This window comes from Pseudomonas sp. FA117 (genome assembly GCF_057370475.1).
This window is the reverse complement of sequence record NZ_CM170675.1, coordinates 5,216,114-5,228,498: the sequence shown is the minus strand read 5'-3', so window position 1 is coordinate 5,228,498 and position 12,385 is coordinate 5,216,114. Positions and strand designations below refer to the sequence as shown.

The following is a 12,385-nucleotide window of genomic DNA, read 5'->3' as shown; positions in this document are numbered from 1 at the left end:
GCATTCATGCGTCATTACGAAATCATCTTCCTGGTTCACCCGGACCAGAGCGAGCAAGTCGGCGGCATGGTCGAGCGTTACACCAAGCTGATCGAAGAAGATGGTGGCAAGATCCACCGCCTGGAAGACTGGGGCCGTCGTCAACTGGCCTACGCAATCAACAATGTTCACAAGGCTCACTACGTGATGCTGAACGTTGAGTGCACCGGCAAGGCCCTGGCCGAGCTGGAAGACAACTTCCGCTACAACGATGCCGTGATCCGTAACCTGGTCATCCGTCGCGACGAAGCCGTTACCGGCCAGTCCGAGATGCTGAAGGCTGAAGAGAACCGCAGCGAGCGCCGTGAGCGTCGCGAGCGTCCTGAGCATGCTGACTCCGCCGATGGCGACGACAGCAATGACAGCGACTCCAGCGATAACGCTGACGAGTAATCCACGGACCTTTAGAGGAGCCTATTAAATGGCACGTTTCTTCCGTCGTCGTAAATTCTGCCGCTTCACTGCTGAAGACGTGAAAGAGATCGACTTCAAAGATCTCAACACCCTGAAAGCTTACGTATCCGAAACCGGCAAGATCGTTCCAAGCCGTATCACTGGTACCAAAGCTCGTTATCAGCGTCAGCTGGCTACCGCTATCAAGCGCGCCCGCTTCCTGGCCCTGCTGCCCTACACCGACAGCCACGGCCGCTGAGACCGGGTCGTCGACAAGCAGTAAGGGATAGGCATGCGAGCGTTGGCTGATTTCATCATGCGCGGTCGCGTGCAGGCCACACTGGTTGTGGCCGGTTGTGCGGCATTGCCGCTGTTGTTCTGGTTGAGTGCCGCCGCCGGGAGCCTGGTGTTCCTGCGGCGTGGTTTCAAGGACGCATCGTCGGTCATCGTGTGGGGCATCCTGCCCGCGTTGGCCTGGTGGATCTTCGGCGAGCCGCGCACCTTGATGGTGCTGCTGGGTACGCTGGGGCTGGCTGCGCTGTTGCGCGCCGGGCATTCCTGGAACCGGGTGCTGTTGTCCAGCATCGCCCTGGGCCTGTTGTACGGTGTCATCCTCGGTTCTGTGTTCCGCGAACCGATCGAAGCTCTGGCGCGAGCGCTTGAAAAAGCCCTGCCGCAGATGCTCGACGGTCTCTACCAGCAGTTGTCGGTAGAGGAGCAGGCACACCTGGGGGCACTCATCGTACCGGTGCTCAACGGCCTGATTGCAGCTTTGCTGCAGGTCGTCAGCGTTCTGGCCCTGCTGTTGGGCCGGTACTGGCAGGCCGCGTTGTACAACCCGGGAGGTTTCGGCCGCGAGTTTCAGGCGGTGCGGATTCCCCTGGTGCCGGCACTGGTGCTGCTGGCGTGCATGGTGTTCGGGCCGAACTTCGGTTCCGCCGTCGCCGTGCTCACGCCGCTGTGCAGTGTGCCGCTCATGTTCGCGGGCATCGCCCTGCTGCATGGGCTGGTGGCCCAGAAACGCCTGGCCAGGTTCTGGCTGGTGGGGTTGTACGTGACGCTGGTGCTGTTCATGCAGCTGACCTATCCGTTGCTGGTGGTCCTGGCCATTGTCGACAGCCTGATTGATTTTCGCGGTCGCCACTCCCCCAAGGGGAATGATTCCGCGAACGGTGAAGGTTAAAAGTTAAGAGGTTTTACCAAATGGAACTGATCCTGCTGGAAAAAGTCGCCAACCTGGGCAACCTGGGCGACAAAGTAAAAGTTAAGGCTGGTTACGGCCGTAACTTCCTGCTGCCATTCGGCAAGGCCACCGTTGCCAACGCCGCTAACCTGGCTGCATTCGAAGAGCGTCGCGCAGAGCTGGAAAAAGCCGCTGCCGACAAGAAAGCTTCGGCTGAAAGCCGCGCTGCCCAACTGGCCGAGCTGGAAGTGACCATCACTGCCACCGCTGGCGACGAAGGCAAGCTGTTCGGTTCGATCGGCACCCACGACATCGCTGACGCCCTGACCGCCTCCGGCGTTGAAGTGGCCAAGGCTGAAGTGCGTCTGCCGAACGGCACCATCCGTCAGGTTGGCGAATACGACGTAGCCGTGCACCTGCACAGCGACGTTGAAGCCACCGTACGTGTGGTCGTCGTAGCTGCCTAAGCTGCGCTGACTGACTGGCCCCTTGCGGGCCAGACGGTTAACATCGGGCACGGTCCTGTTTTTCAGGCCGTGCCCTTTGTCTTTTTGAACCTCCCAGAATCCTTGCGTGGCCATGAACGAGATTACCCATCCCGAACAGCTCGACCTGCAAACCGCTGCCCTGAAGGTGCCGCCGCACTCCATCGAGGCCGAACAGGCCGTGCTCGGTGGCTTGATGCTGGACAACAACGCCTGGGAGCGGGTGCTGGACCAGGTGTCAGATGGCGATTTCTACCGGCATGACCACCGCCTGATCTTCCGTGCCGTGCACAAGCTGGCCGATGCCAACCAGCCGTTCGACGTGGTCACCCTGCACGAGCAGCTGGACAAGGAAGGCCTGTCCACCCAGGTCGGCGGCCTGGCGTACCTGGCAGAGCTGGCCAAGAACACGCCGTCGGTGGCCAACATCAAGGCCTACGCCGCGATCATCCGCGAGCGTGCGACGCTGCGTCAGCTGATCAGCATCAGTACCGACATCGCCGACAACGCCTTCAACCCCCAGGGGCGCAACGCCGAAGAGATTCTCGACGACGCCGAGCGGCAGATCTTCCAGATCGCCGAGGCCCGCCCCAAGACCGGCGGGCCGGTGGGGGTCAACGAACTGTTGACCATGGCCATCGACCGGATCGACACGCTGTTCAACTCCGACAGCGACATCACCGGCATCTCAACCGGTTATACCGACCTGGACGAGAAGACCAGCGGCCTGCAGCCGGCCGACCTGATCATCGTTGCCGGCCGTCCGTCGATGGGCAAGACCACCTTCGCCATGAACCTGGTCGAGAACGCGGTGCTGCGCAGCGACAAGGCGGTGCTGGTGTTCTCCCTCGAGATGCCTGGCGAATCGCTGATCATGCGTATGCTCTCCTCGCTGGGGCGCATCGACCAGACCAAGGTGCGTTCCGGCCAGCTCGACGACGACGACTGGCCGCGCCTGACCTCGGCGGTCAACCTGCTCAACGACCGCAAACTGTTCATCGACGATACCGCCGGTATCAGCCCCTCGGAGATGCGTGCGCGTACCCGTCGCCTGGCCCGTGAACATGGCGATATCGCCATGATCATGGTCGACTACCTGCAGTTGATGCAGATTCCGGGCTCGGCCGGTGACAACCGGACCAACGAGATTTCCGAGATCTCGCGCTCGCTCAAGGCGCTGGCCAAGGAATTCAACTGCCCGGTCATCGCCCTGTCGCAGCTCAACCGCTCGCTGGAACAGCGCCCCAACAAGCGTCCGGTCAACTCCGACCTTCGTGAATCCGGAGCGATCGAGCAGGACGCCGACGTGATCATGTTCGTCTACCGTGACGAGGTGTATCACCCCGAGACCGAGCACAAGGGCGTTGCCGAAATCATCATCGGCAAGCAGCGTAACGGTCCGATCGGTTTCGTGCGCCTGGCCTTCATCGGCAAGTACACCCGCTTCGAGAACCTCGCGCCGGGCATGTACAACTTCGACGACGACGAGTAACCCCAGAACTGAATCGGCCCCTCTGTGGGAGCGGGTTTACCCGCGAATGCGATGTTGAACCCGCCATCGCATTCGCGGGTAAACCCGCTCCCACAGGGGGCGATGTTTTTCTGGGCGATCACTATGAATCCGACCGTCACCGTCGGATTTGGTCAAAATTTGTGCTATATTCCGCGCCCGCGATTTCCCTGCACACCAGAACCGGTCACTGACATGCAAGCAGCCAAACCACTCTACGACTATCCCAAGTACTGGGCCGAATGCTTCGGGCCAGCGCCTTTCCTGCCAATGAGCAGGGAGGAGATGGATCAGCTCGGCTGGGACTCCTGCGACATCATCATCGTGACCGGTGACGCCTACGTCGATCATCCGTCGTTCGGCATGGCCATCATCGGCCGCCTGCTCGAGGCCCAGGGCTTCCGCGTCGGCATCATTGCCCAGCCGAACTGGCAGTCCAAGGACGACTTCATGAAGCTCGGCGAGCCGAACCTGTTCTTCGGTGTCGCGGCCGGCAACATGGACTCGATGATCAACCGCTACACCGCCGACAAGAAAATGCGTTCCGACGACGCCTACACCCCCGGCGGCCTGGCCGGCAGCCGCCCCGACCGTGCCAGCCTGGTGTACAGCCAGCGCTGCAAGGAGGCCTACAAGCACGTACCGATCGTGCTCGGTGGCATCGAGGCGTCGCTGCGCCGCATCGCTCACTACGACTACTGGCAGGACAAGGTCCGCCACTCGATCCTGGTCGATGCCAGCGCCGACATCCTGCTGTTCGGCAACGCCGAGCGCGCCGTGGTCGAGGTTGCCCAGCGCCTGTCCAACGGCGAGAAGATCGAATCCATCACCGACGTGCGCGGCACGGCGTTCATCCGCCGCGACACTCCCGAGGGCTGGTACGAGATCGACTCCACCCGCATCGACCGTCCGGGCCGGGTCGACAAGATCATCAACCCCTACGTCAACACCCAGGACACCCAGGCGTGCGCCATCGAGCAGGCCAAGGGCGAGGTGGAAGACCCGAACGAAGCCAAGGTGATCCAGATTCTCGACAGCCCGCGGGTCACCCGCGAGAAGTCGGTGATCCGGCTGCCATCGTTCGAGAAGGTGCGCAACGACCCGGTGCTCTACGCCCACGCCAACCGTGTGCTGCACCTGGAAACCAACCCGGGCAACGCCCGCGCCCTGGTGCAGAAGCACGGTGAAGTGGATGTGTGGTTCAACCCACCACCCATTCCCATGAGCACCGAGGAAATGGACTACGTGTTCGGCATGCCCTACGCGCGCGTACCGCACCCGGCCTACGGCAAGGAGCGTATCCCGGCCTACGAGATGATCCGTTTCTCGGTGAACATCATGCGTGGCTGCTTCGGCGGCTGCACCTTCTGCTCGATCACCGAGCACGAAGGCCGGATCATCCAGAACCGCTCCCACGAATCGATCCTGCACGAGATCGAGGAAATGCGTGACAAGGTGCCGGGCTTCACCGGCGTGGTCTCCGACCTGGGCGGTCCGACCGCCAACATGTACCGCATCGCCTGCAAGAGCCCGGAGATCGAGAAGCACTGCCGCAAGCCGTCGTGCGTGTTCCCGGGCATCTGCGAGAACCTCAACACCGACCACAGCTCGCTGATCTCGTTGTACCGCAAGGCCCGTGCGCTGCCGGGGGTGAAGAAGATCCTCATCGCCTCGGGCCTGCGCTACGACCTGGCCGTCGAGTCGCCGGAGTATGTGAAGGAGCTGGTCACCCATCACGTCGGTGGCTACCTCAAGATCGCCCCGGAGCACACCGAGCGCGGGCCGCTGGACAAGATGATGAAGCCGGGCATCGGCAGCTACGACCGCTTCAAGCGCATGTTCGAGAAGTACTCGAAGGAGGCGGGCAAGGAGCAGTACCTGATCCCGTACTTCATCGCCGCGCACCCGGGTACCACCGACGAAGACATGATGAACCTGGCCTTGTGGCTCAAGGGCAACGGCTTCCGCGCCGACCAGGTGCAGGCCTTCTACCCTTCGCCCATGGCCTCGGCCACGGCCATGTACCACTCGGGCAAAAACCCGCTGCGCAAGGTCACCTACAAGAGCGAGGGCGTGGAGATCGTCAAGAGCGACGAGCAGCGTCGTCTGCACAAGGCGTTCCTGCGTTACCACGACCCGAAGGGCTGGCCGATGCTGCGTGAGGCGCTGACCCGCATGGGCCGTGCCGACCTGATCGGCCCCGGCAAGCACCAGCTGATCCCGCTGCACCAGCCGCAGACCGACAGCTACCAGAGCGCCCGTCGCAAGAACTCGACGCCTGCCGGTAGCCACAAGGTGGCCAAGGAGCAGAAGATCCTCACCCAGCACAACGGCCTGCCGCCGCGTGCCAGCGATGGCAGCAAGCCGTGGGACAAGCGCGAGAAGGCCAAGGCCGAGGCGTTCGCCCGCAACCAGCAGGCGGCCAAGGAGCGCAAGGAAGCGGCCAAGGGCGGTGGCGGCAAGGGCAAGAAGCCGCGCCAGCCCGTCATCCCGCGCTGATCCCGAGGCCTGTGCGGCCCCTTGTGGGAGTGGCGGCTCGGCGCTCCCACATGGTCGATGATCGCCAGAATCAATCCGGCTGCTTGTCGACCCACTTCGGCAACACCGGCGACTTGAACCGATCCATCCCGTCCAGCAATTCATCCGGCTGCTCCCCGAGCAACAGCATCGCCCGGTGCTGCGGTCGCACGAAACCTTCCTCGACGATATGGTCGAGGAACCCGCCAAGCTTTTCATAGAAGCCGTTCACGTCCAGCAGCCCCAGCGGCTTGGCGTGATAGCCCAGTTGCCCCCAGGTCCAGACCTCGAACAGTTCTTCCAGCGTTCCCAGCCCGCCAGGCAGGGCGATGAATGCATCGCTGAGTTCGGCCATGCGCGCCTTGCGGGCATGCATGCCATCGACCACTTCCAGGCGCGTCAGCCCCTTGTGGCCAACTTCGGCGTCCATCAGGCTCTGCGGGATGATGCCGATGACTTCGCCACCCGCGGCCATGGCGGCGTCGGCGACGACGCCCATCAGGCCGACGGCGCCACCGCCGTAGACCAGGGTCAGGCCGCGGCGGGCGATGGCCTGGCCGAGGGCAATGGCAGCCTCACGATAGGCCGGGTTGGCGCCGATGCTGGCGCCGCAGAAGACACAGACGGAACGTACGGGCATTGCTTCTCTCCAGTGCAGTTCACCCGCCGTGCAGGCAGCGGGGCACACAGGGTAAGGCGCAATGCCGCGCGGTCCAAGCGCCGATTCACTCCGGGCGGGCGAACTCGCAGACTGCCGCGCCGGTGGCGCCGCATGCGTAGGCAGCCAACAGGCCGCGCATGAAATTTCCAAGATTCATGGCACTTGCTCCTAAATGAGAGGTTGTCCCATCGTCTATCAAGCAGGCATGATGTGCTCTTAGATTGTTTGTATACAATCCATTGAACAATACTACTGGCTGGCCCATTGATGGCCTTTGACTCAAGTCAGCAAGGCCCGGGCCGGTTTCAGGCAGTCTCGCAATTGATAAAACCCTGCCAAGGAGATTCACGATGTTTGCGAAAGCTGTAGCGGTATCCCTGCTGACCCTCGCCAGCGCCTCTGTCTTTGCTGCCGACTGCAAGGTGACTGTCGACTCCACCGACCAGATGTCGTTCAACACCAAGGAGTTCACCGTCGACAAGAGCTGCAAGACCGTCGAGATCGAACTGACCCACGGTGGCAGCCTGCCGAAGAATGTCATGGGCCATAACCTGGTGATCAGCAAGACCGCCGACATGCAGGCCATCGCCACCGAGGGCATGTCCCAGGGGCTGGACAAGGACTACATCAAGGCCGACAACGCCGCGATCATCGCCCACACCAAGATGATCGGCGCTGGCGAGAAAGACACCATCAAGCTGGACACCTCCAAGCTCGAAGCCGGTGGCGACTACAGCTTCTTCTGCACCTTCCCGGGCCACATCTCGATGATGAAGGGCAAGGTCGTCGTCAAGTAATGACTGCTGTGTAAGGCCTTGGGGCCCATTCGCGGGCAAGCCCGCTCCCACAGGTACAACGCCATGCTCGAGGGCAGCGCTTTACCTGTGGGAGCGGACTTGCCCGCGAAGCTTTTCAAGGGGCGAACGGCAGTTCGCGCTTGTGCTGGGTCTTGCGGTAGGTGGCGACGATGATGTCGAACGCTGCCTGGTCAACCGGCTGCCCATGCAGGAAGGCATCGATCTGCTGGTAGGTCACGCCATGCGACGCTTCGTCCGGCTTGCCTGGCGCCAGGTCTTCGAGGTCGGCAGTCGGCACCTTCTCCACCAGCGACTCCGGCGCGCCGAAGCTGCGCGCTATGGCCCGCACCTGGTTCTTCACCAGCCCGCTCAGCGGCGCCAGGTCGCAGGCACCATCACCGAACTTGGTAAAGAAGCCCATTACCGCCTCGGCGGCGTGGTCGGTGCCGATCACCAGCCCTGCGCGGGCGCCGGCGATGGTGTACTGGGCGACCATGCGGGTGCGCGCCTTGACGTTGCCGACCACGAAGTCGACCAGGGTCGGCGAGCCGTTCTTCAGTTCCACCACTTCGGCGGCCAGGGCCCTGACGGCCGGGGCGATATCGACGGTGTGCACTTCGTCGGCCTTGATCACCTCCAGGCAGGCCTGGGCGTCGTGCTCGTCGTGCTGCACCTGGTAGGGCAGGCGCACGGCAATGAAGGTGTATGCCTTGTCGCCAGTTTCGGCGCGCAGCTCATTGACGGCGCGCTGGGCGAGCAGGGCAGCGGTCAGTGAGTCGACGCCGCCGCTGATGCCCAGCACCAGGGTCTTGAGCCGGGCGTTGGCCAGGCAGTCCTTGATGAACGCCACGCGCCGGGTCACTTCCTGCTCCAGCGCGGCGGCGTCGGCGAAGGGCGGCTGCACCTTGAGCGCCCGGGCAATCTCTTGCTGAACGGCTTGCATGGAATACTCCTAGCTGGGGACTTTGAATACGTGACGCAGGTAGGCGACGAAGTTCTCGTCGCGGCACTGGGTCTTGGCGGCCTCGTCGGAGATCTTCGCCACCGGCGAGCCGTTGCAGTCGGTCATTTTAAGCACGATGCTCATCGGCGCCACGCCCGGGATGTCGCAGGTCAGGTTGGTGCCGATACCGAAGCTGACATTGATGCGCCCACGCAGCGCGCGGAAGATCTGCAGGGTGCGCGGCAGGTCGAGGCCGTCGGAGAACACCAGGGTCTTGGTCATCGGATCGATCCCCAGCTTGCGGTAGTGGGCGATGGCCTTTTCCGCCCAGGCCACCGGTTCGCCCGAATCATGCCGCAGCCCGTCGAAGAGCTTGGCGAAGTACAGGTCGAAGTCACCCAGGAACGCATCCATGGTGATGCAGTCGGTCAGGGCGATGCCGAGCAGGCCGCGGTACTCGCGGACCCAGCAGTCCAGCGCGGCGATCTGGCTGTCGATCAGGCGCGGGCCAAGCTGCTGGTGAGCCATGATCCACTCGTGGGCCATGGTGCCCAGTGGCTTGATATCCAGTTTCCATGCCAGGTCGACGTTGCTGGTGCCGACGAAGCGGGCCGGGAAGTCGTCGCGCATCACCCGCACCACCTCCGCCTGCACCCGGCTGGAGAAGCGTCGGCGGGTGCCGAAGTCGGCCACCTGCAGGGCGGCCAACTCCTCTTCGCTGGCATTGGCGCGTAGCCAGTCGAACTTGCGGTACAGCTGGTCGCGTGCGGCGCTGAGCTGCATCTGCGGGTGCAGGTGGCGGTTGCGTACTTCGCTGACGATCGCCAGCAGCGGCACTTCGAACAGGATCACATGCAGCCACGGTCCGCGCAGGCGCAGGAACAACTGGTCGTTCTCGATGCCGATGTGCAGGTAGCGCAGGTTGAAGCGGAACAGGCCGAGAAAGCGCAGGAAGTCGGGCTTGAGGAAACTGATGCGTTCGAGGAAGGCGAGCTGGCCGTCGTCCAGGGTGAGGTCGGCGAGCAGTTCGATCTGCTGGCGGATTTCGCCCAGGTGCGGGCGCAGGTCTTCACCATTGCGGCAGCGGAATTCCCATTCCACGTCGGCGTCCGGGTAATTGTGCAGGACGGCCTGCATCATGGTGAGCTTGTAGAAGTCGGTGTCGAGCAGGTTATGCACGATACGCTCGGCGAATGCGCTCTCGCTCATTGCAAGGCTCCAGGGCAGCGATTGGTGCTTATTGTGCCAGCTTCGACAGGCAACGAGGGATTTGTGCGCCGTGTTCGTGGGTAAACCGGCATTCCCCACCTACAGCGTCTAGCCTTCAAACAGTGCCTGCCTGTAGCAGTGGCGCACCAGCGGTGTGCACTTCGGTGACGTCGCACGGTTACAGGATGGTTGCACGTAAACACTTGCGAGGGTTGCAATGATGGCACCGGCTGGTTGCTCCTCTGTTGCGCGTGTGGTGGCGCCTGCCGTATGGCAGACGGTTGCACGCTCGATAAAGAAACGCCCGGCGGGCGTCTGCAGCGGCCCGGCCCAGTGTGTTTTCCCGGAATGCAAAACCGATGGCACGGCCCTTGCTCAGAGCACAGGGTTGATGAAGTTGTAGTGCCAATTAAAAAACTCTAGGAGCACCACCTCATGTCGCAGACGTTTTACAAGAAAGGTTTCCTGGCACTGGCCGTGGCAACGGCACTGGGTGTTTCTTCGTATGTACAGGCCGACGTCAAGATCGGTGTAGCGGGCCCGATGACCGGTGCCAACGCAGCGTTTGGCGAGCAATACATGAAAGGTGCCCAGGCGGCAGCCGATGTGGTGAACAAGGCCGGCGGCATCAACGGCGAGAAGATCGTCCTGGTCAAGGGCGATGACGCGTGCGAGCCGAAGCAGGCCGTGGCCGTGGCCAACCGCCTGGTCGACCAGGACAAGGTGATCGGTGTGGTCGGCCACTTCTGTTCCTCCAACACCATCCCCGCTTCGGAGGTGTACGACGAAGCCGGCGTGATCGCCATCACCCCCGGTTCGACCAACCCGCAGGTCACCGAGCGCGGGCTGTCGGCGATGTTCCGCATGTGCGGGCGTGACGACCAGCAGGGCATCGTCGCCGGCGACTACATCGTCGATGTGCTCAAGGGCAAGAAGGTCGCGGTCCTGCACGACAAGGACACCTACGGCCAGGGCCTGGCCGATGCGACCAAGGCGCAGCTGGAGAAGCGCGGCGTCAAGCCAGTGCTGTACGAAGGCCTGACCCGTGGCGAGAAGGACTTCAGCGCGGTAGTCACCAAGATCCGTTCCACCGGTGCCGACGTCGTCTACTTCGGCGGCCTGCACCCGGAAGCCGGTCCGCTGGTGCGCCAGCTGCGCGAGCAGGGCCTGAAGGACGTCAAGTTCATGTCCGACGACGGCATCGTCACCGACGAGCTGGTCGCCACCGCAGGCGGCGCCCAGTACACCGACGGCGTGTACATGACCTTTGGCGCCGACCCGCGCCTGCTGCCGGACAGCAAGGCGGTGGTCGAGGAGTTCCGCAAGGCCGGTACCGAGCCTGAAGGCTACACCCTGTACGCCTACGCCTCGATCCAGGCCCTGGCCGCTGCGTTCAACGGCGCCAAGTCGAACAAGGGCGAAGACGCCGCCAAATGGCTCAAGGCCAATCCGGTCAAGACCGTCATGGGCGAGAAGAAGTGGGACAGCAAGGGCGACCTGACCGTCTCCGACTACGTGGTCTACCAGTGGGATGCCAACGGCAAGTACCACCAGCTGGAAAAACAAAAATAACAACGGCTCCCGGCCCGGTCGCGTTGGCGCACCGGGCCGCAGCCCCGCGGTATCTGTACTTTATCCGTAGATCTGCACAGTCCTGCGCGGCGAGGGATGTCCGGCCTTCGCCCTCGCCGTGGTCGGCGCTCGTGCAATCTCAACAGGTGAGATTGCGTTATGGATGGTATTTTCCTGCAGCAACTGATCAATGGACTGACCCTCGGGTCTGTCTATGGTCTGATCGCCATCGGCTACACAATGGTCTATGGCATCATCGGCATGATCAACTTCGCGCACGGCGAGGTGTATATGATCTCTGCGTATCTCGCGGCGATCAGCCTGGCATTGCTGGCCTACTTCGGCATCGAGTCCTTCCCGCTGCTGATGCTCGGCACGCTGTTGTTCACCATCGTCGTCACCGGCGTCTATGGCTTCACCATCGAGCGCATCGCCTACAAGCCACTGCGCAACTCTACCCGCCTGGCTCCGCTGATCAGCGCCATCGGCATCTCGCTGATCCTGCAGAACTACGCGCAGATCAGCCAGGGCGCGCGCCAGCAAGGCGTACCGACCCTGCTTGAAGGCGCCTGGCGCGTCGATATCGGTACCGGCTTCGTCCAGCTCACCTACACCAAGATCTTCATCCTGGTAGCCGCCTTCGTCGGCATGGCGGCGCTGACCTACGTCATCAAGTACACCAAGCTCGGCCGCATGTGCCGCGCCACCCAGCAAGACCGCAAGATGGCCTCGATCCTGGGCATCAACACCGACCGGGTGATCTCCTACGTGTTCGTCATCGGTGCGGTGATGGCGGCGCTGGCGGGCGTGCTGATCACCATGAACTACGGCACCTTCGACTTCTATGCCGGCTTCATCATCGGCATCAAGGCGTTCACCGCCGCGGTGCTCGGCGGTATCGGCTCGTTACCGGGCGCCATGCTCGGCGGGATCATCCTGGGTATCTCCGAATCGCTGTTCTCCGGTCTGGTCAACTCCGACTACAAGGATGTGTTCAGCTTCTCGCTGCTGGTGCTGATCCTCATCTTCCGTCCGCAAGGCCTGCTGGGCCGTCCGCTCGTGGCCAAGGTGTGATC

At 62.7% G+C, this 12,385-nt stretch carries 12 protein-coding genes; 9 read left to right on the top strand and 3 right to left on the bottom strand.

The genetic code is table 11. From position 1 onward, the window contains the following. The first annotated feature begins 6 nt into the window (after positions 1-6). The 6 genes from rpsF to AC1TXO_RS24015 all read left to right on the top strand — a co-directional run bounded on the left by rpsF (position 7) and on the right by AC1TXO_RS24015 (position 6,109). Positions 7-432, top strand: coding sequence for a 30S ribosomal protein S6 (gene rpsF, locus AC1TXO_RS24040; RefSeq protein WP_029612766.1), 426 nt, complete (start codon positions 7-9; stop codon positions 430-432). Positions 433-460: 28 nt separating this feature from the next. Then, the gene (gene rpsR, locus AC1TXO_RS24035; RefSeq protein ID WP_003249563.1) at positions 461-691 is read left to right on the top strand and encodes a 30S ribosomal protein S18; all 231 of its coding nucleotides are present in this window, start codon (positions 461-463) and stop codon (positions 689-691) included. Positions 692-724: 33 nt separating this feature from the next. Then, entirely contained in the window at positions 725-1,615 is an 891-nt protein-coding gene (locus AC1TXO_RS24030) for a hypothetical protein (protein WP_486404037.1), read from the top strand. 20 nt (positions 1,616-1,635) lie between these two features. Continuing rightward, positions 1,636-2,082, top strand: coding sequence for a 50S ribosomal protein L9 (gene rplI / locus AC1TXO_RS24025; protein WP_003249568.1), 447 nt, complete (start codon positions 1,636-1,638; stop codon positions 2,080-2,082). A 112-nt stretch (positions 2,083-2,194) separates the two neighbouring features. Next, complete coding sequence (gene dnaB / locus AC1TXO_RS24020) at positions 2,195-3,592, top strand: replicative DNA helicase (RefSeq protein WP_486404036.1); 1,398 nt, start codon at positions 2,195-2,197, stop codon at positions 3,590-3,592. A gap of 213 nt (positions 3,593-3,805) precedes the next feature. After that, positions 3,806-6,109, top strand: coding sequence for a YgiQ family radical SAM protein (locus tag AC1TXO_RS24015; RefSeq protein ID WP_486404035.1), 2,304 nt, complete (start codon positions 3,806-3,808; stop codon positions 6,107-6,109). A 70-nt stretch (positions 6,110-6,179) separates the two neighbouring features. Here the strand turns inward: AC1TXO_RS24015 and AC1TXO_RS24010 are convergent, their stop codons facing one another. Next, a complete protein-coding gene (locus AC1TXO_RS24010; RefSeq protein WP_486404034.1) occupies positions 6,180-6,767 on the bottom strand; it encodes a cytokinin riboside 5'-monophosphate phosphoribohydrolase in 588 nt (195 codons plus the stop codon). A gap of 371 nt (positions 6,768-7,138) precedes the next feature. Here AC1TXO_RS24010 and azu point away from each other — a divergent pair, with 371 nt between their 5' ends. Next, positions 7,139-7,585, top strand: coding sequence for an azurin (azu, locus tag AC1TXO_RS24005; RefSeq protein ID WP_486404033.1), 447 nt, complete (start codon positions 7,139-7,141; stop codon positions 7,583-7,585). 115 nt (positions 7,586-7,700) lie between these two features. Here azu and nadE read toward each other — a convergent pair whose 3' ends face one another. Then, on the bottom strand, positions 7,701-8,528 hold the full coding sequence (gene nadE, locus AC1TXO_RS24000) for an ammonia-dependent NAD(+) synthetase (RefSeq protein ID WP_486404032.1): 828 nt from the start codon (positions 8,526-8,528) through the stop codon (positions 7,701-7,703). 9 nt (positions 8,529-8,537) lie between these two features. After that, the gene (gene pncB / locus AC1TXO_RS23995) at positions 8,538-9,737 is read right to left on the bottom strand and encodes a nicotinate phosphoribosyltransferase (protein ID WP_486404031.1); all 1,200 of its coding nucleotides are present in this window, start codon (positions 9,735-9,737) and stop codon (positions 8,538-8,540) included. 435 nt (positions 9,738-10,172) lie between these two features. Here pncB and AC1TXO_RS23990 point away from each other — a divergent pair, with 435 nt between their 5' ends. Together AC1TXO_RS23990 and AC1TXO_RS23985 are read left to right on the top strand one after the other, a co-directional pair. After that, positions 10,173-11,309 carry a branched-chain amino acid ABC transporter substrate-binding protein gene (locus tag AC1TXO_RS23990; protein WP_054894546.1) on the top strand — a complete coding sequence of 379 codons (1,137 nt, stop codon included), beginning with the start codon at positions 10,173-10,175 and terminating at the stop codon, positions 11,307-11,309. A gap of 159 nt (positions 11,310-11,468) precedes the next feature. Beyond that, positions 11,469-12,383: an ABC transporter permease subunit gene (locus AC1TXO_RS23985; RefSeq protein ID WP_486404030.1), complete on the top strand. Its 915-nt coding sequence runs from the start codon at positions 11,469-11,471 to the stop codon at positions 12,381-12,383. Positions 12,384-12,385: the final 2 nt, after the last annotated feature.